The following is a 21,864-nucleotide window of genomic DNA, read 5'->3' as shown; positions in this document are numbered from 1 at the left end:
GCTGAAACCGGGTTGGACACTCACGTTCGGATCATTTTCCGATCAGGGCGTGTTCTTTTCGCCGTGCGCGGTGGCGGGGCCGTCCGTGTCGGCGGCGTGTCGCGCCCCGGTGCCGGGGGTGTTGGGGGCCGTCGGGGCGTCCAGGACGCGGGTGGTGGCGAGGAGGACGGCGAAGGCGACGAGGCCGCCCGCTCCGGCGACGGCGAAGCCGGACGCCGTTCCGGCGAGTTCGACGGTGGGTCCGGCGACGGCGGAGCCGAGGGCCGAGCCGACGCCGAAGGTGGTGACGAGCCAGGAGAAGGCCTCGGTGACGGTGCCGCGCGGCGCGTGCCGGTCGACGACGATGAAGGCGCAGGCGAGGGCGGGGGCCAGGAAGACGCCGGAGAGGACCGAGAGGCCCGTCATGGCCACGGGGCCCGGGACGAGGACCAGCGGCAGGTAGCAGACCGCGAGGAGCAGGACGAGGACGCGCAGGCGCCGCTCGGGCGCTCCGGCCCACTGGCGGGCGCCGTAGGCGACGCCGCCGAGGAGCGCGCCGAGGCCGAGGGCGGCCATCAGCCAGCCGTAGACGGCGGGGGCGTTCCGGTCGTCGGCGTAGGCGACGGCGGCGACGGTGATGGAGCCCAGGGCGAGGCCGACGAAGAAGAAGGAGCCGAGGAGGGCGAGGAGGCCGGGCGAGCGCAGGGCGCCCAGCCAGTGGGCCTCGCGGGGCGCGGAGCGCCAGGCGCGGGAGGGCTCCGAGAGGACCACGGCGAGGGCGCCGAGGACGCCGAGGGCGTTGATGACGAGGAGGGCGGCGGCGGGCGACCACAGGGAGACCAGGAGGGTCAGCAGCAGGGGCCCGACGGTGAACATGACCTCCTGGGCGACCGCGTCGAGGGCGTACGCGCGGTGGACCCGGTCCGCGCGGCCGAGGACGCTCGGCCACAGGGCCCGCAGTCCGCCTTCCAGGGGCGGGGTGAAGAGCCCCGCGAGGACGACGGCGGCGTAGGCGAGTCCGAGGTGTCCGATGCCGGTGAGGGCGAGCAGGACCATGCCGAGGGCGGAGAGGACGGCGGCGGGCAGCTGGACCCGGGGCTGGCCCTTGAGGTCGACGGCCCGGCCGAGGAGCGGCTGGCCGAGGGCGGTGGCGACGCCGTAGGCGGCGATGAGGCCGCCGGCGAGGGTGTAGCTGCCGCCCTGGTCGCGGACGAAGAGGGTGAGGGCGACGGGGCCGGTGCCGTTGGGCAGGCGTCCGACGAGGGTCCCGGCGAGGAGCCGGGCGGCGTGCGGCGCCCTGAGGATGTCGAGATAGCCGCCGCGTGCCGGTGCCTCGGTGGCCATGTCGGTCTCCCCTCGCCCGGGATCCTCCCGAGGTTTTACGTATAACGTCCGAGGTCATACGTACCATGTCGGCTGTGCGCGGGTCCACTCCGCGTGCCTGGGACCGTCCGACGCGGAGGCTTGTGTGCAGACCCCGGAGCCGCTCGGCGGCACGCGCCCGACCAGCCGGGACGTCGCCCGGGCGGCGGGCGTCTCGCAGGCCACCGTCTCCCTGGTGCTCGGCGGGAAGTGGCGCGGCCGGGTCTCCGAGCGGACCGCCGGCGCCGTGCGGGAGGCCGCCGGGGAGCTCGGCTACCGGCCCAACCTGGCCGCGCGCAACCTCCGGCTCGGCCGCACCAGGACGGCCCTGCTCGTCGTCCCGGCCCTCACCAACGAGTTCTTCGCGCACGTCTACACGGGCGCCGCCGCCGCGGCCGCCCGGCAGGGCTTCGGGGTCGTCCTCTACCCCTCCCCCGACGGCGTGGGACCGGCCCGGGACCCCTTCGCCTCGGCGCAGGCCGCCCTGGACGGCGTGATCGCCTCCTCCATGGCGACCGACGCCCTGGAGGCCTTCCGGGGCACCGACCTGCCGCTCGTCATGCTCGACAGCGACCCGGCGGGCACCGGCGCCGCCGCCCACGTGAACCTCGACGTCGCGGACGGGATGCGCCGGGTGACCGATCACCTGCTCGGCCTCGGCCACCGCCGCTTCCTGCACCTGGCGTCCGCGGCTCCGTCCTGGACCTTCGACGTCCGGGCCGACGCGCTCGCCCGGGCCCTGCGCGGGACGGAGGTCCGCACCGTGCGGTCGCCGCTGAACGTCGCGGACGCCCGGGAGGCGGCGGCCCTCGCCCTGGCCGCCCCCGGGCCCCGCCCCACAGCGGTGGTCTGCGACGACGACGTCCTCGCGGCCGGCGTCTACAAGGCCGCGCGCCGGCTCGGTCTGCGCGTCCCCGAGGACCTGTCGGTCACCGGCTTCGACGACATGGCCCTGGCCACGGTGGTCGAGCCCGAGCTCACCACCGTCCGGCTGCCCGCCGAGGAGTTCGGCCGGCGGGGCATGGAGGCGCTCCTCGCCATCCTCGCGGGCGAACGGCCCCGCCCGGAGACCCTTCCCGTCGCCCTGCTCCCCCGGGGCTCCTCGGGACCAGCTCCGGCCCCCTGAGGCCCCGGTCCCGTTCCCCGGGCGGACGTGCCGAGGGGCCCGGCCGCTCGCGCGCGCCGGGCCCCTCGGACGGTGCCGTCTACTCCTCGGGAGCCTCGTCGGAGGGCTCGTCCGTCTTCGTCACCGCCGCGTTGTCCGCGCCCAGGAGGCGCGACAACTGCCGGCCGACGATCCGCTTGAACTTGCGCTGCTGCGGGCGCGTGCGGTCCAGGACCGCCACCTCCAGGCGCTCGGCGGGGATCTCCCGCTCGCTGCCGTTGGTGTCCCGCGAGAGCGCCTGCACGGCCAGCTTCAGGGCCTCGGCCAGGGACATGCCGTCCCGGTGCCGCTGGTCGAGGAAGGAGCTGATCTGCTCCGCGTTCCCGCCGACCGCGACCGAGCCGTGCTCGTCGACGATCGAGCCGTCGTGGGGCAGCCGGTAGATCTGGTCGCCCTCCGGCTCGGTGCCGACCTCGGCGACGACCAGCTCCACCTCGTACGGCTTCTCCCCCGCGCTGGAGAAGATGGTGCCGAGCGTCTGCGCGTAGACGTTGGCCAGGCCGCGCGCGGTGACGTCGTCCCGGTCGTAGGTGTAGCCCCGCAGGTCGGCGTAGCGCACGCCGCCGATGCGCAGGTTCTCGTACTCGTTGTACTTGCCGGCGGCCGCGAAGCCGATCCGGTCGTAGATCTCGCTGAACTTGTGGAGGGCGCGGGACGGGTTCTCGCCGACGAAGACGATGCCGTCGGCGTACTGGAGGACGACGAGGCTGCGGCCGCGGGCGATGCCCTTGCGGGCGTACTCGGCCCGGTCGGCCATGGCCTGCTGGGGTGAGACGTAGAACGGAGTGGACACCGGCGGTCCGTCCCTTTCTTCTGGGCTTCTGGAGCGACGAGTGGTCAGAGCAGGGCGGCGCGCGGCCCGTCGGGCTGCTCGAGCCGTCGCTCGGTGATCGACCGGGCAAGCTCGGAGGACTCGGCCTCGGTGAGCCTGCGGAAGCCCTCGTCGGTGATGACGGTGACGATCGGGAAGATCCGGCGGGCCAGGTCCGGGCCGCCGGTCGCCGAGTCGTCGTCCGCCGCGTCGTACAGCGCCTGCACGACCAGCGTGGTGGCCTGCTGCTCGGTCAGGTCGTCGCGGTACAGCTTCTTCATCGAGCCGCGCGCGAAGATCGAACCCGAGCCGGTGGCGGCGAAGCCGTGCTCCTCGGAGCGGCCGCCGGTCACGTCGTAGGAGAAGATCCGGCCCTTCTCCTTGCCCTCGTCCCAGCCCGCGAAGAGCGGCACGACGGCGAGGCCCTGCATGGCCATGCCGAGGTTGCCGCGGATCATCGTGGACAGGCGGTTCGCCTTGCCCTCCAGGGAGAGCGTCGCGCCCTCCACCTTCTCGAAGTGCTCCAGCTCCAGCTGGAACAGCTTGACCATCTCCACCGCCAGGCCGGCGGTGCCGGCGATGCCGACCGCGGAGTACTCGTCGGCCGGGAACACCTTCTCGATGTCCCGCTGCGCGATCATGTTGCCCATGGTGGCGCGGCGGTCACCGGCGAGGACGACCCCGCCGGGGAACGTGGCGGCCACGATGGTCGTGCCGTGGGGGGCCTCGACGATGCCCTCCGGAAGCTTCCGGTTGCCGGGGAGCAGATCCGGCGAGTGCGCGGACAGGAAGTCCATGAACGAGGACGAGCCCGGCGTCAGGAAGGCCGCCGGCAGACGCCCGGTGCTACGAGGGTTGGCTTCCACGCGATTCCTTCCGGGTGGGAGAGTCGGCCCGCCGTGCGGAGCGCGGGCCGATCTTGCTTGCTGTGCACGGACCTTACCCGTGCCACGGCCTGTCACCCGTCCCCGGACCCACGGCTTTCTCCGGGGCTCCGGGGACGGAGGACGACAGGTGCGCGAGGCGGCTACTCGCCGCCCTTCTGCACGAACGATCGAACGAAGTCCTCGGCGTTCTCCTCCAGGACGTCGTCGATCTCGTCCAGGACGGAGTCCACGTCCTCGCTCAGCTTCTCCTGGCGCTCCTGGAGGTCGGAACTCGCCTCCGTGGTGGTCTCCTCGACCTCCTCCGTGGAGCGCGTCGCCTTCTGCTGTCCGCCGCCGGTGTCCTTGGTCGCCATATCCCTCACCCCGCTCGAATCGGCCCGCTCGGTTGAGTCCTTACAAGATCAGACCCTATAGGTCGGGTCCGACTTCGGCCTCGTGGTTTCCACAACGCCCGGGCACTGGTTCCATGATTCCCAGCGCCGGGGCATTTCAGGCCCGTCCCGGTCTCCCGGTTCAGTTGCCCGAGAGCACGCGCACCAGTTCCTCCGCCGTGCGGCAGCGGTCCAGGAGCGATTTCACGTGTGCCTTGGTGCCCCGGAGGGGCTCCAGGGTCGGGACGCGCTGGAGCGAGTCCCGGCCCGGCAGGTCGAAGATCACGGAGTCCCAGGAGGCCGCGGCGACGTCGTCCGCGTACTGCTCCAGACAGCGGCCCCGGAAATAGGCCCGGGTGTCCTCCGGGGGCGCCGTCTCGGCCCGTTCCACCTCGGTCTCGTCCAGGAGCCGCTTCATGCGCCCGCGGGCCGCCAGCCGGTTGTAGAGGCCCTTGTCGGGGCGCACGTCCGCGTACTGGAGGTCCACCAGGTGCAGCCGTGCGGCGTCCCAGTCCAGGCCGTCGCGGCGCCGGTAGCCCTCCATGAGCTCCCGCTTGGCGATCCAGTCCAGCTCGCCGGCCAGGCTCATGGGGTCGTTCTCCAGCCGGTTGAGGGTGTCCTCCCAGCGCGTGAGGACGTCCTTGGTCTGCTCGTCCGCGTCCGTGCCGTACCGCTCGTCCACGTACTTCCTGGCCAGCTCGAAGTACTCCATCTGGAGCTGTACGGCGGTGAGCGTCCGGCCGCTGCGGAGCGTGACCAGGTACTGGAGCGAGGGGTCGTGCGAGACCTGGTGGAGGGTGCGGACCGGCTGGTCGACGGCGAGGTCGACGGTGATGAAGCCGTCCTCGATCATCGACAGGACCAGCGCGGTGGTGCCCAGCTTGAGGTAGGTGGAGATCTCCGAGAGGTTGGCGTCGCCGATGATGACGTGCAGGCGGCGGTAGCGCTCGGCGTCGGCGTGGGGTTCGTCCCGGGTGTTGATGATGGGCCGTTTGAGGGTGGTCTCCAGGCCCACCTCGACCTCGAAGTAGTCGGCGCGCTGGCTGATCTGGAAGCCGTGCTCCCGCCCGTCCTGGCCGATGCCGACCCGTCCCGCGCCGGTCACGACCTGGCGGGAGACGAAGAAGGGGGTCAGGTGGCGCACGATGTCCGAGAAGGGGGTCTCCCGCTTCATCAGGTAGTTCTCGTGCGTGCCGTAGGACGCGCCCTTGTTGTCGGTGTTGTTCTTGTACAGGTGGATGGGCTGGGCACCGGGGAGCTGGGCGGCGCGCTCGGCGGCCTCGGCCATGATCCGCTCGCCGGCCTTGTCCCAGAGGACGGCGTCGCGGGGGTTGGTGACCTCGGGGGAGCTGTACTCCGGGTGGGCGTGGTCCACGTAGAGGCGGGCCCCGTTGGTGAGGATCACGTTGGCGAGGCCGATGTCCTCGTCGGTGAGCTGGCTGGAGTCGGCCACCTCGCGGGCGAGGTCGAAGCCGCGGGCGTCCCGCAGCGGGTTCTCCTCCTCGAAGTCCCAGCGGGCGCGGCGCGCCCGGTGCATCGCCGCCGCGTAGGCGTTGACGATCTGGGACGAGGTGAGCATGGCATTGGCGTTCGGGTGTCCCGGGACGGAGATCCCGTACTCCGTCTCGATGCCCATTACTCGCCGTACGGTCATGCGGCCCTCCTTGCCCGGCGGCGCTCACTGTGCGCGACTCGGCGGTACCGAAGAGCCTAGGTCGGCTCTGCGCTGGTGGGGAGATCGGTTGCGGTATTTCCCTGTGGTGCCGGGGGAAATGCCGGATGGAATGCGTCGGCTGCGGATGCCCGGGTTTCCGGACATCCGCAGCCGGTGGGCGTTTTACAGGTACTGACCGGTATTGGCCACCGTGTCGATGGAGCGTCCGGTGTCCGCGCCCTGCTTTCCGGTGACGAGCGTGCGGATGAACACGATCCGCTCGCCCTTCTTTCCGGAGATGCGGGCCCAGTCGTCGGGGTTGGTGGTGTTGGGCAGGTCCTCGTTCTCCTTGAACTCGTCCACGCAGGCCTGGAGGAGGTGGGAGACCCGGATGCCCTTCTGGTTGTGGTCGAGGAAGGCCTTGATGGCCATCTTCTTGGCCCGGTCGACGATGTTCTGGATCATCGCGCCGGAGTTGAAGTCCTTGAAGTACAGGACTTCCTTGTCGCCGTTGGCGTACGTGACTTCGAGGAAGCGGTTCTCCTCGGACTCCGCGTACATCTGCTCGACGACGGACTGGATCATTCCGTGGGCGGCGGCGGCCTTCGAGCCGGCGTGCTCGGAGACGTCGTCCTCGTGCAGCGGCAGGTTGCCCGTGAGGTACTTCGCGAAGATGTCCTTCGCCGCCTCCGCGTCCGGACGCTCGATCTTGATCTTGACGTCGAGCCGGCCGGGCCGCAGGATCGCGGGGTCGATCATGTCCTCGCGGTTGGAGGCGCCGATGACGATGACGTTCTCCAGGCCCTCCACGCCGTCGATCTCGGCGAGCAGCTGCGGGACGATGGTGTTCTCCACGTCCGAGCTGACACCGGATCCGCGGGTGCGGAAGAGGGATTCCATCTCGTCGAAGAAGACGATGACGGGGGTGCCCTCGCTCGCCTTCTCCCGGGCACGCTGGAAGACCAGGCGGATGTGCCGCTCGGTCTCGCCGACGTACTTGTTGAGGAGCTCGGGGCCCTTGATGTTGAGGAAGTAGGACTTCCCCGCGGGCTGGCCGGTCACCTCGGCGACCTTCTTGGCCAGGGAGTTGGCCACGGCCTTCGCGATCAGCGTCTTGCCGCAGCCGGGCGGGCCGTAGAGCAGGATGCCCTTCGGCGGACGCAGTTCGTGCTCCTTGAAGAGGTCCGGGTAGAGGTACGGGAGCTCGACCGCGTCGCGGATCAGTTCGATCTGGTTGCCCAGGCCGCCGATCTTCTCGTAGTCGACGTCCGGGACCTCTTCGAGGACGAGCTCTTCGACCTCGCTCTTGGGGACCACCTCGTAGACGTAGCCGGAACGGGGGTCGAGCAGCAGGGCGTCGCCGGAGCGGATGGTGACGTCCAGCAGGGGCTCGGCGAGCCTGACCACCCTCTCCTCGTCCGTGTGTCCGACCACCAGGGCGCGCTCGCCGTCCTCAAGGATCTCCTTGAGGGTGACGATGTCGCCGGCGCGCTCGAATTCCATGGCCTCGACCACGTTGAGCGCTTCGTTGAGCATGACTTCCTGGCCGCGCCGGAGCTCTTCGAGCTCGATGCTCGGGCTGACGTTCACCCGGAGCTTCCGGCCGCCGGTGAAGATGTCGCACGTGCCGTCCTCGTTGGCCTGCAGGAAGACACCGAAGCCGGCCGGCGGCTGTGCGAGCCGGTCGACCTCCTCCTTGAGGGCCACGATCTGGTCGCGGGCCTCACGGAGCGTGTTCGCCAGACGTTCGTTCTGCGCGGACACGCCGGCCAGGTTGGTCTGCAGCTCGACGATCCGCTCTTCGAGAATCCTCGTATGGCGCGGAGAGTCGGCGAGCTTGCGGCGCAGGACGGCGATTTCCTGCTCGAGATAGGCAACCTGACCGGCGGGGTCCTCAGACCCTCGCCCCGGCCGGATGCCGCGGTTGATGTCGTCGTCGTGGGCTGCCACGGTCCTCACCTCCTCCAAGGGGAGCTGGACGCTTCCTGACCCTACCTGCGTGGGTGGTGATTGAAACCCCTAGATCAAAAAGACTCCGGGGTGTGTCCGATCTTCACCCTTGCGCTTCCCCTCTCGCCAGGGGAATACCCACCCTTCACCGTCTGAAAGCGGGCGGTTGTATCGTCGTCATTGGCCAACACCCGCCAAGGGTGGCCCGACTTATCGCGCGAAGCAGAAACGGCAGGAGACATGACCGTGCAGGACGAGGCCCCGACGACGGGCGCCGGCGAGGCGCTGGAGGTCTGGATCGACCAGGACCTGTGCACCGGGGACGGGATCTGCGCGCAGTACGCTCCGGAGGTCTTCGAGCTGGACATCGACGGGCTCGCTTATGTGAAGAGCGCCGACGACGAGCTCCTCCAGGACACCGGCGCCACCACCCCGGTGCCGCTGCCGCTGCTCCAGGACGTGGTGGACTCCGCGAAGGAGTGCCCGGGCGACTGCATCCACGTGCGCCGGGTCGCGGACAAGGTCGAGGTGTACGGCCCCGACGCGGAGTGACGGGTCAGGCGCTCCGCGCCTCCTGCTGGCCGGCGCGGACGAAGGCTCCGCCCCGCCAGCGCCAGCTGACCTGCTCCTTCTCGTCCGGGCAGCAGCGGGGCACGTCGAGGGACGAGTAGCCGAGGAGGGTGGCGAGGACCGCCCCGTCGCGTACGGCGAGCTCGGTGACGCTCCGGTGCTGGTCGGGTGCGACGAGCGTGGCCACCACGCGCGCGGGCGCGTCCGTCCCCTTGCCGCGGGTGAGGACGTAGACGCCGCTCGGCGGGGTGCCGGAGCCGGCTTCGCAGTGCACGACCGCAACGGTCTCGGGGTTCCCGTCGCCGTCGAGGTCCCCCGAGACCCGCTTGGCGACCGTACGGGGGCCTCCCCCGCACTCCAGGGGGTAGGCGGCCGCCGCGGCCTCGGGGGCGGGTGCCGGGCGGGGTGCGGCGGTCGCGGTGGCGGTGGTTCCGGCAGGGCCGGGCTGGAGGAGTCCCGCGAGGGCGACGACCGCGGCGGTCGCGGTGGCGGTGGCCAGCCAGTGCATCGGCCCGGCGTGGGTGTGCGCGAGGTCGGTGAGGTCCGGGGCGGCGGGCAGCTGCACGCGAGACGTCTCCTGTGGGGTGGTGCGGCGAGGGTTTCCGGCATCGTGCCACACGTCACAGGGGGACGGAACACGTGGGGTGAGCGCCGTGCGGGCGCCCCCCCGGCGGTCCCGCGCCGTTTTCCGGAAGCCGGGGGGCCGTTCCCGGAGGTCCCGGGCCGTTTCCGGGGATCCCGGACCGTTCTTGGCGGGCTCGGAGGTCTCGAACGTCTCGAACATGAGGACGCCGCCGCCGAGTTCCGCCCGGGGGCGGGAACTCGGCGGCGGCGTGCCGCGGGTGTGGGGACGTCAGCCCTTGTTGGGGCCTTCGTAGTCCTCGCCGTAGGCGCCCTTGGCGGGGCGGCGGCGGCGCATCGGGGGCTCGACCCCGTCCGCGAGGCGGCGGGCGGTGACGAGGAAGCCGGTGTGGCCGATCATGCGGTGATCGGGGCGGACGGCGAGGCCCTCGACGTGCCAGTTGCGGATCATGGATTCCCAGGGCTGCGGCTCGGCGTAGCAGCCGAACTCGCGGATGGACTCCACGGTGCGGGCGAGCTGGGTGGTGGTCGCCACGTAGCAGCAGAGGATGCCGCCGGGGACGAGGGCCTTGGAGACGGCCTCCAGGCACTCCCAGGGGGCGAGCATGTCCAGGATCACGCGGTCGACGTCGGTGTCGGACAGGTTGTCCTGGAGGTCTCCGACGGTCAGCTGCCACGCGGGGTGGGGGCCGCCGAAGTAGCGCTCGACGTTGCCCTTGGCGATCTCGGCGAAGTCCTCGCGGCGCTCGTAGGAGTGCAGCATCCCGCTGTCTCCGATGGCGCGCAGGAGGAAGCTGCTCAGCGATCCCGAGCCCACCCCGGCCTCCACGACGCGTGCGCCGGGGAAGATGTCGGCGAAGGCCAGGATCTGCCCCGCGTCCTTGGGGTAGACCACGGCGGCGCCGCGGGGCATGGACAGGACGTAGTCGGGGAGCAGGGGGCGCAGCGCGAGGTAGGCGACGTTTCCGGTGGTGCGGACAACGCTGCCCTCGGGGGCGCCGATCAGTTCGTCGTGCGGGAAAGAACCCTTGTGGGTGTGGAAGTTCTTTCCCTCTTCGAGCGTGAACGTGTAGTGACGGCCCTTGGGGTCGGTCAGCTGAACCTGGTCCCCGACCTTGAAGGGCCCGCGTCGGCGGGCGGCACCGGTCGGTTCGGACATACGAGCAGGATACCGGGGTTACGAACCGGGTCGTGCCATGGCCCTGACGAAGGCCCGTTCGACGTCCGCGGTGGACAGGACGCCGTAGATCTCACCGGTCTCCTCGACGACCAGGTACTCGGTGGCCGGGCTGGCGCGGAGGTGGTCGAGGAGGGGCTGTCCGGTGAGTTCGGCCGGGACCCTCATGCCGTCGGCGAGGTCCTGGGAGAGGGTGCTGACGGCGACCCAGGGGCGCCGGTGCTGGGGCACGGCGGCGATGGCGGCCTCGCGGACGATGCCGGTGGGCTCGCCGGTGGCGTCGACGACCACGAGGGCGCGGGCGCCCGCCTCGTTGGCGCGGCGCAGGGCCTCGGAGAGCGGGGTGACGGGCTCCACGGGGATGGCGCGCCGGGTGAGGGAGCGGGCGCCGAGCTCGGGGAGGTGCTCGCGGAGCCGGGCCATGCGGAGGCTGTTGCCGGCGCCGGTCCAGATGATCGCGGCGAGGATCGCGGCGAGCAGGGCGTCGGTGACGGTGTCGAAGCCGCTGATGTCCTCGGTGGAGTTGCCGAGGAGTCCGGTGCGGGTCAGCAGGGGCAGGCCGACGAGGACGAGGACGGCGAGGGCGCGGCCGACCCAGGCGGCGGCGACGGTGCCGCTCATGGGCTTGCCGGTGATCTTCCAGATGACGGCGCGGAGCATCCGGCCGCCGTCGAGCGGGAGGCCGGGGAGCAGGTTGAAGACGGCGACGATCAGGTTGGAGATCATCAGGCCGGCGAGGAGGACGCCGGGGACGGTGCCGGGTTCGACGGCATACAGGGAGAGGTAGAAGAGGCCGGCGAGGACGAGGGAGAGGAGGGGGCCGACGAAGGCGAGGACGAACTCGCGGCCGGGGGTCTCGCTCTCCTTCTCGATCTCGGAGACGCCGCCGAAGAACTGGAGCTGGATGCGGCGCACGGGCAGCTTGAAGCGGAGCGCGGCGATCGTGTGGGCCAGCTCGTGGACGAGCACGGAGGCGTAGAAGGCGACCGCGAAGAAGAGGGAGACGAGGTAGCGGGCGGCGCCGAGGTCGGGCAGGACGCGTTCGATCTGGTCGCCGAAGACCCAGGTGATGAGGGCGGCGACCAGGAACCAGCTGGGGGCGACGTAGACGGGCACGCCGAAGGGCCGGCCCATGAGGATTCCTCCGCCGGGCTCCTCGGTCCGCTGCGGCTTGGGCTCGTCCTGGTTCACGGGTTCCTTTCGTCGCGCCGGTGTGACCCGCGTCGGTGCGTCACGGTTCGATCATGCAGTGCGACGGGGTCCCGGGTCGATGGTATGCGTCCGGTTGTCGGTGGCGGGTCGTAGGGTCGGGGTCATGAGTACGAGCGAGCGGGTGCCGGGGGAGCCGAGGGCACCCATGTCGTTGTCGCCTTCGCGGGCGAGCGATTTCATGCAGTGTCCGCTGCTGTACCGGTTCCGGGTGATCGACCGGCTGCCGGAGAAGCCGAGTCCGGCGGCGACCCGGGGGACGCTGGTGCACGCGGTGCTGGAGCGGCTCTTCGACGATCCGGCGGCGGAGCGGACGGCGCCGCGGGCGAAGGCGATGGTGCCGGGGCAGTGGGAGCGGCTGCTCGCGTCGAAGCCGGAGCTGGGCGAGCTGTTCGCGGAGGATCCGGAGGGGGAGCGGCTGGCGGGCTGGCTGGGCGAGGCGGAGCGGCTGGTCGAGCGGTGGTTCACGCTGGAGGACCCGACGCGGCTGGAGCCGGCCGAGCGGGAGCTGTTCGTGGAGACGGAGCTGGATTCGGGGCTGCGGCTGCGCGGGGTGATCGACCGGATCGACGTGGCCCCTTCGGGCGACGTGCGGATCGTCGACTACAAGACGGGCAAGGCGCCCCGGCCGGAGTACCGGGACGGCGCGCTGTTCCAGATGACCTTCTACGCCCTGGTGGTCCGGCGGCTGAAGGGGGTGGTCCCGAGGCGGCTCCAGCTGGTGTACCTGGGCAGCGGGGAGGTGCTGACGTACGACCCGGTGGAGGCGGACCTGCTGCGGGTGGAGCGGAAGCTGCTGGCGCTGTGGGAGGCGATCCGGCTGGCGACGGAGACGGGCGACTGGCGGCCCCGGCCGACGAAGCTGTGCGGCTGGTGCGACCACCAGGCGGTCTGTCCGGAGTTCGGCGGGACGCCCCCGGTCTATCCGCTGGAGATCGTTTCGGTGCGGCCGCCGGAGTCCGGCGGATCCGGGCAGGGCAGAATGGACCCGGCCCCGCCCGCACCGTAGGGGCCGCCCGCACCACGGGGGCCGGGCCGGTCCGTGATCCCCGTGGGTCCTGCCCCGTGAAGGAGCCCCTGTGACGATCCGCGTCCTCCTGGTCGACGATCAGCCGCTGCTGCGCACCGGCTTCCGGATGATTCTGGAGGCGGAGCAGGACATCGCGGTGGTGGGTGAGGCCGGGGACGGTCTCCAGGCGCAGGAGCAGGTGCGCGCCCTCCAGCCGGACGTGGTGCTCATGGACATCCGGATGCCGCGGATGGACGGGGTGGAGGCGACCCGGCAGATCACGGGTCCGGGCCGGGACGGTCCGGCGAAGGTCCTGGTCCTGACCACCTTCGACCTGGACGAGTACGTGGTGGAGGCGCTGCGGGCCGGTGCGAGCGGCTTCCTCCTGAAGGACGCCCCGGCGAACGAGCTGGTGCAGGCGATCCGGGTGGTGGCGGCGGGCGAGGCGATGCTGGCGCCGTCGATCACGCGCCGGCTGCTCGACAAGTACTCGGCCCATCTGCCGACGGGCGAGGAGCAGGTGCCGGACATACTGAACACCTTGACCGACCGCGAGGTGGAGGTGCTGAAGCTGGTGGCGCGGGGCCTGTCGAACGCGGAGATCGCGGCGGACCTGTTCGTCAGCGAGACGACGGTGAAGACCCATGTGGGGCACGTGCTGACGAAGCTGCGGCTGCGGGACCGGGTGCAGGCGGCGGTGTACGCGTACGAGAGCGGTCTGGTGCGGCCCGGCGGCAACCAGTAGCGGCGAGTACGACAGAGGGGCCCGGCGCGGGATGCGCCGGGCCCCTCTCGTCGTGGGGGATACGTTTCTCCGCCGGTAGCCGCCGGTAGCCGCCGACCGCCGTCGGTCCGCGTCAGCTCTTGCGGAGCTCCCAGAAGCGGAAGACGGTCGAGGCGTCGAGGGTCCATTCGAGGCCGGTGACGCCGGTGCGGGAGACGGCGTACTGCTTGCCCTGCCAGAGCGGGAGCATGGGCAGTTCCTCGGCGACGATGTTCTGGAGCTTCACGTACTCGTCGGCGGTGCCGGCGCGGTCGGCCGCGGCGGCCGTCTTCGGGAGGAGCCCGCCGGTGATGGTGGCGTTCTCGTAGTGGTTGCCGAGGACGTTGCCCTCGCCGAAGAAGGGGGCGGTGAAGTTGTCGGCGTCGGGGTAGTCGGGGACCCAGCCCTTGACGTAGACGCCGTACTTGCCGGCCGCGATGTCCTTCTCGTACTGGTCGAAGGCGACGGACTTGACGTCGGCCTCGAAGAGGCCGCTGGCGTTGAGCTGGCCGGCGATGGCCTTGAGCTCCTGGTCGGTGGCCGGGCCGTAGCGGCTGGGGGTGGACCAGAGGGTGAGCTTCACCTTGTCGTTGACGCCGGCCGCGCGCAGGGCCTTCTTGGCCTTGGCGGCGTCGGGGGCGCCGTAGGTGTCGTAGAAGGCGGTGTTGTGGCCGTTGATGCCGGCCGGGACGATCGAGTAGAGCGGGGTGGCCGTCGACTTGTAGACGTCCTCGACGAGCGCCTCGCGGTCGACGAGGTGGGCGATGGCCTGCCGGACGCCGAGCTTGCCGACGACCGGGTCCTTCATGTTGAAGACGAGGTGCTGGACCTCGGCGCTGCTGCCCTGGACGACGTCGATGCCCCGGTCGTCGGTGGTCTCGGAGGTTTCGAGGGCGGCGATGTCGTCGGCGGAGAGACCTCGGTAGGCCACGTCGATCTGGTCGTCGGCGAGGGCCTTGGCGAGGGCGGCGCGGTCGCCCCGGTAGAGCTTGAGGGTGACCGCGTCGCTCTTGCGCTTGGCGGTGCCGTGGTAGCCGGAGTTGGCGGAGAAGGTGGCCTCGGTCTCGCTGAGGGAGTCCAGCTTGTACGGGCCGGAGCCGGTCGCCTTGCCGTCGGTGCGCAGCGCGTCGGCGGGGTACTCGCGGTGGTCGACGATGGAGCCGGCGCCGGAGGCGATCTTGCTGGGGAAGGTGGCGTCGGGGACCTTCAGGCGGAAGACGACGGTCTTCTCGTCGGGGGTCTCGATGCTCCGGATGCTGGAGAGCAGGGGGGCCGGGCCGTTCGGGTCGGCGATCTTGATGGCCCGCTCGAAGGAGTACTTGACGTCCTCCGAGGTGAGCTTGTTGCCGTTGGAGAAGGTGAGGCCGTCGCGCAGGGTGCAGGTGTAGACCTTGCTGCCGGCGGAGAAGGCGCACTCCTCGGCGGCCTCGGGCTCGGGTTCGAGACCGCCCTTGGGGAAGGCGAGGAGGGACTGGAAGACGTTGTTGAACAGCAGCCAGGAGCCGGGGTCGTAGCCGGCCGCCGGGTCGGTGGCGAGGATCTCGTCGGACATGCCGACGCGTATGCCGTCACCGGAGCCGCCGGAGCCGCCGCCCTGTTCGGTGCCGCAGCCGCTGAGGAGGGCGGCGGACAGGCCCGCGGCGAGCGGGGCCGTCAGCCACTTGTTGTGTGCCTTCACAGTCGTGCCTCTTGATCTCTTGCCAGACCGGCCGCGCGGGCGCGCGGCCGGGACAACGAAGGGGTCAGGCGGTGCCGCGACCCAGTTCCCAGAGCAGCAGGTCGGAGGAGGTGTTGAGCGCGTACTCGACTCCGCTGAGGTCGTTGCGGGCGGCAACGTACTGCTTGCCCTGCCACAGGGGCAGGACGGGGACGTCCTCGGCGACGATCTTCTGGATCTGCGCGTAGACGGGGGCCGCGGCGGTGCGGTCGGCCTGGCGGCGCGAGCGCGGGATGAGCTGGTCGCGGACGACCTTGTTCACGTACGGGGTGTTGAGGAAGTTGTCGCTGTCCAGGAAGGGCGCGATGTAGTTGTCCGGGTCCGGGTAGTCGGGGAACCAGCCGAGACCGTAGACGGCGTAGTCGCCGCGCTTCTGGGCGGTGCGGAAGGTGGACCACTCGGCGCCCTTGACGGTGACGTCGAAGAGCTCGCTGGCGGTGAGCTGCTTGCCGAGCGCCTCGAACTCCTGGGCGGTCTCGGCGCCGTAGTGGTCGGTGGTGTAGTTCAGGGTGACCTCGACCGGGGTCTTGATGCCGGCCTTCTTGAGGATCTGGGCGGCCCGGTCGGCGTCGGGCTCGCCGTACGCGTCGAAGAAGGGGGTGGCGTGGCCGGTGATGCTGGAGGGGATCAGCGAGTAGAGCGGCTGGGCGGTGGGGCCGTAGACGAGGTTGACCAGGGCGCCCCGGTCGACGACGGCTGCCATCGCCTGGCGCACGGCCTTCTGCTCGACGGAGGGGGCCTTGGTGTTGAAGCCGAGGTAGCGGATCTCCAGACCGGGGACCTCGACCATCTTGATGCCCTCCTTGGGCTTCTCGGTGAGGTCCTTGATCTGCTTCTGCGACAGGGAGCGGGCCATCATGTCGATGTCGTCGCTCTCCAGGGCCTTGCCCATGGCGGTCGAGTCGGCGAAGGGGCGCAGTTCGACCCTGTCGTTGCGCGTGGTGATGTCGCCCTTGTAGTGCGGGTTCTTGGTGAAGACGAAGCGGCCGGCCTTGTCGCCGTCGCGCTCGACCTTCATGGTGTACGGGCCCGAGCCGTCGACGTCGAAGCCGTCGCGGAGGGAGTCGGCGGCGTACTTGTCCTTGCTGAGGATGCCGGCGACCGGGGTGGAGAGCTTGTACGGGAAGGTGGCGTCGGGGGTCTTGAGGTGGAAGACGATCCCGTCGGCGCCCTGGGTCTCGACGGTGTCGATGTTCGCGAGGAGGGCGGCCGTTCCGTTGTCCGACTTGATCTTCAGGACGCGCTCGATGGAGTACTTGACGTCCTCGGCGGTGATGGGGGTGCCGTCGGCGAAGGTGAGGCCGGAGCGGAGGGTGCAGCGGTAGCTCTCGCTGGCCTTGTCGGTGAAGGCGCAGTTCTCGGCGGCCTCGGGGACGGGCTCGCCGCCCTCCCGGGGCACGTGCAGCAGGGTCTGGACGGTCTGCCGCAGGACGTTCCAGGCGCCGGTGTCGTAGGCGTAGGCCGGGTCGAGCGGGGCCGGGGCGTCCTCGGTGGCGATGAACTGGTCCGTGGTGCCGACCACGATGGCCCGGTCGCCCTCGGATCCGCCGCAGGCGGCGAGCAGGGGGGCGAGCAGGCCGGCCACGGCCGGGAGCACCAGGGTCTTGCGGTTCATCGGGGACGATCTCCTCATCCGGCACTGGATTGCAGCGGTCTGTGACACTCCGCCGCCTGCCGCCCGGTCGGGGCGGGAGCGATCGGGCCGGGTGTTGCGATCGGTCCTGTGTTCACGGCGACTTGGGTGTGCGCCGGTGTACGCGGTTATGCGGCGAAGTACTCGCGAAAGATTAGTGGGCCGCGCCCCTATTGCCGGACCACCGCCGGGGGCGGGGGTAATCGCACAGTGATCATGAATGCATGGGGTTCGATAGTCATGCGTCGGACGATGCGGACGGGCGCGAGCGAATCGGGGCACATGGGGACGCCGAAAGTCCGCATTCCGGGCGCTGAACGACGGCAGGCCACCTGCCGTCCGGCACTCTGGGTGACCAACGTCACGCAGAGCCCTTTTCGGCAAATGGCCTGATCGTTTTCCCGGGGGAAAGCTCAGTGAAAGCTCAGATTCCCGTGATCAATGTGCGGAGAAAGGGCACGTCGACCTCTTCGAGGGAGCGCACGACGACCCGGCCCGGGGAGGGCGCGATCGGGGTGACGGAGGGCACGGCGACGACCCGGCAGCCCGCCGCCTCCGCCGCCGCGACGCCGGTCGCGGTGTCCTCGACGACGGCGCAGAGCGCGGGGTCGGCCCCGACTCCCCGGGCAGCCGTCAGGTACGGCTCGGGGTGCGGCTTGGTCCGCGCGACCTCGTCGCCCGCGACGGTGAGGGAGAAGCGGTCGCGGCCGAGCGAGGCGAGGACCCGGTCGATGATCCGGCGGTGCGAGGCGGAGACCAGGGCGGTGGGGATGGAGTGCCGGGCCAGCTCGGCGAGGAGCCGCTCGGCGCCGGGCATGAGCGGGACGCCCCGCTCGATGCGCTGCTCGAACTTCTCGTTGAGGAGGACGGTCAGCTCGGGGAGGGTGATGTCGGCGCCGGTGGACTCGATGAGGTAGCCGGCGCTGCGGGTCATCGGCCCGCCGACCACCACGTCCCGCCAGGCCTCGTCGAGCCGGTGCCCGAGGTCGGCGAAGACCTCGACCTCCGCGTCCCACCAGAAGCCCTCCGTGTCGACGAGGGTCCCGTCCATGTCGAGGAAGACCGCCTGGAGGGCGGAGCTGCCGTTCGTACGGAACAGGGACGCGGGAACCGTACTGGTCATCCGGCACACCTCCATGAAGGGACGAGAAGGCCGGTCTTCCTCGCCGTGCGGGAGGAGGACCGGCCTGCTGGACGGACAAGTGTACGTCCCGATCACCGGAAACGCGCCCTTTTACGCGCCGGACGACGACGCCGGGTCAGCTCGCGGTCACCGTGCGTTGAAGTACTTCGCCTCCGGGTGGTGGATGACGATGGCGTCGGTGGACTGCTCGGGGTGGAGCTGGAACTCCTCCGAGAGGTGCACGCCGATCCGCTCCGGCCGCAGCAGGTCCGCGATCTTCGCGCGGTCCTCCAGGTCGGGGCAGGCGCCGTAGCCGAGGGAGAAGCGGGCGCCGCGGTACTTCAGCGCGAACATGTCCTCGACGTCGGCCGGGTCCTCGCCGGCGAAGCCCAGCTCGGAGCGGACGCGGGCGTGCCAGTACTCGGCGAGGGCCTCGGCGAGCTGGACGGAGAGGCCGTGGAGCTCCAGGTAGTCGCGGTAGGAGTCGGACTCGAAGAGCTTGGCGGTGGCCTCGCCGATCCTCGATCCGACGGTGACGACCTGGAGGCCGACAACGTCGGTCTCGCCGGACTCCTCGGGGCGGAAGAAGTCCGCGAGGCAGAGGCGGCGGCCCCGGCGCTGGCGCGGGAAGGAGAAGCGGGTCCGCTCGTTGCCGTCCTCGTCGAGGACGATCAGGTCGTCACCCTTGGAGACGCAGGGGAAGTAGCCGTGCACGACGGCCGCCTCCAGGAGGTTCTCGGTGTGGAGGCGCTCCAGCCAGCCGCGCAGCCGGGGCCGGCCCTCGGTCTCGACCAGCTCCTCGTACGCCGGTCCGTCGCCGGCCCGGTTCTGCTTGAGGCCCCACTGGCCCTTGAAGAGGGCGCCCTCGTCGAGCCAGGACGCATAGTCCTTGAGCGGGATGCCCTTGACGACGCGAGTGCCCCAGAAGGGCGGGGTCGGCACCGGGTTGTCGACGGCGACGTCGGAGCGGCCGCCGGGCTCCGGCTCGGTGATCCGCAGCGCCTCGGCGTCCCGCTTGGGGACCCGGCGCTGCTTGAGCTCGGGGAGGGAGGCTCCCGGGACTCCGCGCTTGACGGCGATGAGGGCGTCCATGAGGCGCAGTCCCTCGAAGGCGTCGCGGGCGTAGCGGACCTCGCCCTGGTAGATCTCGTGGAGGTCCTGCTCGACGTAGGCCCGGGTGAGGGCGGCGCCGCCGAGGATCACGGGGTACTTGGCGGCCAGCTCGCGCTGGTTGAGCTCCTCCAGGTTCTCCTTCATGATCACGGTGGACTTCACCAGGAGGCCGGACATGCCGATGACGTCGGCGTTGTGCTCCTCGGCGGCCTCCAGGATCGCGGAGACGGGCTGCTTGATGCCGATGTTGACGACGTTGTAGCCGTTGTTGGACAGGATGATGTCCACGAGGTTCTTGCCGATGTCGTGGACGTCGCCCCGGACGGTGGCGAGGACGATCGTGCCCTTGCCCTCGGCGTCGGACTTCTCCATGTGCGGCTCCAGGTGGGCCACCGCGGTCTTCATGACCTCGGCGGACTGGAGCACGAACGGCAGCTGCATCTGGCCGGAGCCGAACAGCTCGCCGACCACCTTCATCCCGTCGAGCAGGATGTCGTTGACGATCTCCAGGGCCGGACGGACCGTCAGGGCCTCGTCGAGGTCGGCCTCCAGGCCGTTCTTCTCGCCGTCGATGATGCGCCGCTTGAGGCGCTCGTCCAGGGGCAGGGCGAGGAGTTCCTCGGTCTTGCCGGCCTTCATCGACTTGGTGTTGACGCCCTCGAAGAGCGCCATCAGCTTCTGCAGCGGGTCGTAGCCCTCCGCGCGCCGGTCGTAGATCAGGTCGAGGGCGGTGGTGACCTGCTCGTCGTCGAAGCGGGCGATCGGCAGGATCTTGGACGCGTGCACGATCGCCGAGTCCAGGCCGGCCTTGACGCACTCGTCGAGGAAGACCGAGTTGAGCAGGATGCGGGCCGCCGGGTTGAGGCCGAAGGAGATGTTCGACAGGCCCAGGGTGGTCTGGACGTCGGGGTGGCGCCGCTTCAGTTCGCGGATCGCCTCGATGGTGGCGATGCCGTCCTTGCGCGACTCCTCCTGTCCCGTGCAGATCGTGAAGGTCAGGGTGTCGATGAGGATGTCCGACTCGTGGATGCCCCAGTTGCCGGTCAGGTCGTCGATGAGGCGTTCCGCGATGGCGACCTTGTGCTCGACGCTGCGGGCCTGGCCCTCCTCGTCGATGGTCAGGGCGATGAGGGCGGCGCCGTGCTCCTGGGCCAGACGGGTGACCTTGGCGAAGCGGGACTCGGGTCCGTCGCCGTCCTCGTAGTTGACCGAGTTGATGACGGCCCGGCCGCCGAGCTTCTCCAGGCCGGCCCGGATGACCTCCACCTCGGTGGAGTCGAGGACGATCGGGAGGGTGGAGGCGGTGGCGAAGCGGCCGGCCAGCTCCTCCATGTCCGCGACGCCGTCGCGGCCGACGTAGTCCACGCAGAGGTCGAGCATGTGCGCGCCCTCGCGGATCTGGTCGCGGGCCATCTCGACACAGTCGTCCCAGCGGGCCTCCAGCATGGCCTCGCGGAACTTCTTGGAGCCGTTGGCGTTGGTCCGCTCGCCGATCGCCATGTAGGAGGTGTCCTGGCGGAACGGCACGGTCTGGTAGAGCGAGGCGGCGCCGGGCTCGGGGCGCGGCTCGCGGGCGCCGGGGGTGAGGTCCCGGACCCGCTCGACGACCTGGCGCAGGTGCTCCGGGGTCGTACCGCAGCAGCCGCCGATGAGGGAGAGGCCGTAGTCCCGGACGAAGGTCTCCTGGGCGTCGGCCAGCTCGGCCGGCGACAGGGGGTAGTGGGCGCCGTCGGAGGTCAGGACCGGCAGGCCCGCGTTGGGCATACAGGAGAGCGGGATGCGGGAGTGCCGGGCGAGGTAGCGCAGGTGCTCGCTCATCTCGGCGGGGCCGGTGGCGCAGTTCAGGCCGATCATATCGATGCCGAGCGGCTCCAGGGCCGTCAGGGCGGCGCCGATCTCGGAGCCGAGGAGCATGGTGCCGGTGGTCTCGACGGTGACGGACACGATCAGCGGCACGTCGGCGCCCAGGGCCTCCAGGGCGCGGCGGGCGCCGATCACGGAGGCCTTGGTCTGGAGGAGGTCCTGGGTGGTCTCCACGAGCAGCGCGTCGGCGCCGCCGGCCAGGAGTCCCTCGGCGTTCTGCTGGTAGGCGTCGCGCAGCAGGGTGTACGGGGCGTGGCCCAGGGTCGGCAGCTTGGTGCCGGGGCCGACGGAGCCGAGGACCCAGCGCTGGCGGCCGGTGGAGGCGGTGAACTCGTCGGCCACCTCGCGGGCGATGCGGGCGCCCGCCTCGGAGAGCTCGTGGACGCGCTCGGGGATGTCGTACTCGCCCAGGGCGGCGTGGTTGGCACCGAAGGTGTTGGTCTCGACGCAGTCGACGCCGGCGGAGAAGTACTCCTGGTGGACCGAACGGACGATGTCGGGCCGGGTGACGTTCAGGATCTCGTTGCAGCCTTCGAGGTTCTGGAAGTCCTCGAGGGTGGGGTCCTGGGCCTGGAGCATGGTGCCCATGGCTCCGTCGGCGACGACCACCCGGGTCGCGAGTGCCTCGCGGAGGGCGGCGGCGCGGTTCCGGGCGTCTGCGGAGGCGGTGGCGCTCTCTCCGGGGACGGAGGCGGAAGGGGACGGCAGCGGGGCCATGGGCGATCTCCCTGGGATGCGACGGCTGTCGGCTTTGCACGCTCGGTGGAGGGTGCACGGAGCCAGCGTAACCGCGCTCGGGCCGGGGTGGACACGGCGTCCCAGGGGGCGGACGGCATCCTGTGTCCGGGGACTCCCGGTCCTGCCCCTCCTTGACCGACACTGTGGGATGTGACGCAAGGTCGGCATCGACCGATAGTGTTCAGCAT

17 protein-coding genes are annotated in these 21,864 nt (G+C 70.8%); 4 read left to right on the top strand and 13 right to left on the bottom strand.

From position 1 onward, the window contains the following. Nucleotides 1-42 precede the first annotated feature (42 nt). A complete protein-coding gene (locus ACIQVI_RS26335; RefSeq protein ID WP_403600124.1) occupies nucleotides 43-1,323 on the bottom strand; it encodes an MFS transporter in 1,281 nt (426 codons plus the stop codon). A gap of 124 nt (nucleotides 1,324-1,447) precedes the next feature. On the opposite strand from ACIQVI_RS26335, the gene ACIQVI_RS26330 reads away from it, so the two are divergent. After that, nucleotides 1,448-2,467, top strand: coding sequence for a LacI family DNA-binding transcriptional regulator (locus ACIQVI_RS26330; protein WP_403600121.1), 1,020 nt, complete (start codon nucleotides 1,448-1,450; stop codon nucleotides 2,465-2,467). 79 nt (nucleotides 2,468-2,546) lie between these two features. On the opposite strand, the gene prcA is transcribed toward ACIQVI_RS26330, so the two are convergent. The 5 genes from prcA to arc all read right to left on the bottom strand — a co-directional run bounded on the left by prcA (nucleotide 2,547) and on the right by arc (nucleotide 8,179). Further along, nucleotides 2,547-3,299, bottom strand: coding sequence for a proteasome subunit alpha (gene prcA / locus ACIQVI_RS26325; protein ID WP_121828665.1), 753 nt, complete (start codon nucleotides 3,297-3,299; stop codon nucleotides 2,547-2,549). Between the two features lie 44 nt (nucleotides 3,300-3,343). Continuing rightward, nucleotides 3,344-4,183 carry a proteasome subunit beta gene (prcB, locus tag ACIQVI_RS26320; RefSeq protein WP_121828664.1) on the bottom strand — a complete coding sequence of 280 codons (840 nt, stop codon included), beginning with the start codon at nucleotides 4,181-4,183 and terminating at the stop codon, nucleotides 3,344-3,346. Nucleotides 4,184-4,344: 161 nt separating this feature from the next. Beyond that, the gene (locus ACIQVI_RS26315) at nucleotides 4,345-4,557 is read right to left on the bottom strand and encodes a ubiquitin-like protein Pup (protein WP_030213091.1); all 213 of its coding nucleotides are present in this window, start codon (nucleotides 4,555-4,557) and stop codon (nucleotides 4,345-4,347) included. A gap of 160 nt (nucleotides 4,558-4,717) precedes the next feature. Then, nucleotides 4,718-6,229, bottom strand: a complete 1,512-nt coding sequence (gene dop / locus ACIQVI_RS26310; protein WP_351972147.1) for a depupylase/deamidase Dop — start codon at nucleotides 6,227-6,229, stop codon at nucleotides 4,718-4,720. 183 nt (nucleotides 6,230-6,412) lie between these two features. Beyond that, nucleotides 6,413-8,179 carry a proteasome ATPase gene (gene arc / locus ACIQVI_RS26305; protein ID WP_121828662.1) on the bottom strand — a complete coding sequence of 589 codons (1,767 nt, stop codon included), beginning with the start codon at nucleotides 8,177-8,179 and terminating at the stop codon, nucleotides 6,413-6,415. Nucleotides 8,180-8,419: 240 nt separating this feature from the next. On the opposite strand from arc, the gene ACIQVI_RS26300 reads away from it, so the two are divergent. Further along, on the top strand, nucleotides 8,420-8,731 hold the full coding sequence (locus ACIQVI_RS26300; RefSeq protein ID WP_351972148.1) for a ferredoxin: 312 nt from the start codon (nucleotides 8,420-8,422) through the stop codon (nucleotides 8,729-8,731). Nucleotides 8,732-8,735: 4 nt separating this feature from the next. On the opposite strand, the gene ACIQVI_RS26295 is transcribed toward ACIQVI_RS26300, so the two are convergent. The 3 genes from ACIQVI_RS26295 to ACIQVI_RS26285 form a co-directional block, all read right to left on the bottom strand. After that, nucleotides 8,736-9,314 (bottom strand): hypothetical protein, encoded by a 579-nt coding sequence (locus ACIQVI_RS26295; RefSeq protein WP_351972149.1) that lies wholly within the window; start codon nucleotides 9,312-9,314, stop codon nucleotides 8,736-8,738. Nucleotides 9,315-9,602: 288 nt separating this feature from the next. Then, nucleotides 9,603-10,490, bottom strand: coding sequence for a tRNA (adenine-N1)-methyltransferase (locus ACIQVI_RS26290; RefSeq protein ID WP_015032448.1), 888 nt, complete (start codon nucleotides 10,488-10,490; stop codon nucleotides 9,603-9,605). An 18-nt stretch (nucleotides 10,491-10,508) separates the two neighbouring features. Then, nucleotides 10,509-11,642: a site-2 protease family protein gene (locus ACIQVI_RS26285; protein ID WP_202527216.1), complete on the bottom strand. Its 1,134-nt coding sequence runs from the start codon at nucleotides 11,640-11,642 to the stop codon at nucleotides 10,509-10,511. Between the two features lie 181 nt (nucleotides 11,643-11,823). Here ACIQVI_RS26285 and ACIQVI_RS26280 point away from each other — a divergent pair, with 181 nt between their 5' ends. Further along, the gene (locus ACIQVI_RS26280; RefSeq protein WP_403600114.1) at nucleotides 11,824-12,726 is read left to right on the top strand and encodes a RecB family exonuclease; all 903 of its coding nucleotides are present in this window, start codon (nucleotides 11,824-11,826) and stop codon (nucleotides 12,724-12,726) included. 70 nt (nucleotides 12,727-12,796) lie between these two features. Then, nucleotides 12,797-13,471, top strand: a complete 675-nt coding sequence (locus ACIQVI_RS26275; protein ID WP_121828658.1) for a response regulator transcription factor — start codon at nucleotides 12,797-12,799, stop codon at nucleotides 13,469-13,471. Between the two features lie 112 nt (nucleotides 13,472-13,583). Here ACIQVI_RS26275 and ACIQVI_RS26270 read toward each other — a convergent pair whose 3' ends face one another. The 4 genes from ACIQVI_RS26270 to metH all read right to left on the bottom strand — a co-directional run bounded on the left by ACIQVI_RS26270 (nucleotide 13,584) and on the right by metH (nucleotide 21,655). Beyond that, complete coding sequence (locus ACIQVI_RS26270) at nucleotides 13,584-15,167, bottom strand: ABC transporter substrate-binding protein (RefSeq protein ID WP_403600111.1); 1,584 nt, start codon at nucleotides 15,165-15,167, stop codon at nucleotides 13,584-13,586. A gap of 64 nt (nucleotides 15,168-15,231) precedes the next feature. Then, the gene (locus tag ACIQVI_RS26265) at nucleotides 15,232-16,821 is read right to left on the bottom strand and encodes an ABC transporter substrate-binding protein (protein ID WP_351970823.1); all 1,590 of its coding nucleotides are present in this window, start codon (nucleotides 16,819-16,821) and stop codon (nucleotides 15,232-15,234) included. A 442-nt stretch (nucleotides 16,822-17,263) separates the two neighbouring features. Beyond that, nucleotides 17,264-17,962: an HAD family phosphatase gene (locus ACIQVI_RS26260; protein ID WP_161372154.1), complete on the bottom strand. Its 699-nt coding sequence runs from the start codon at nucleotides 17,960-17,962 to the stop codon at nucleotides 17,264-17,266. 147 nt (nucleotides 17,963-18,109) lie between these two features. After that, the gene (metH, locus tag ACIQVI_RS26255) at nucleotides 18,110-21,655 is read right to left on the bottom strand and encodes a methionine synthase (protein WP_351970824.1); all 3,546 of its coding nucleotides are present in this window, start codon (nucleotides 21,653-21,655) and stop codon (nucleotides 18,110-18,112) included. Nucleotides 21,656-21,864 lie beyond the last annotated feature (209 nt).

Origin of the sequence: Streptomyces sp. NPDC098101 (genome assembly GCF_044760185.1) — a bacterium.
GTDB lineage: Bacteria > Actinomycetota > Actinomycetes > Streptomycetales > Streptomycetaceae > Streptomyces.
This window is presented reverse-complemented; position numbering and strand designations above follow the sequence as displayed.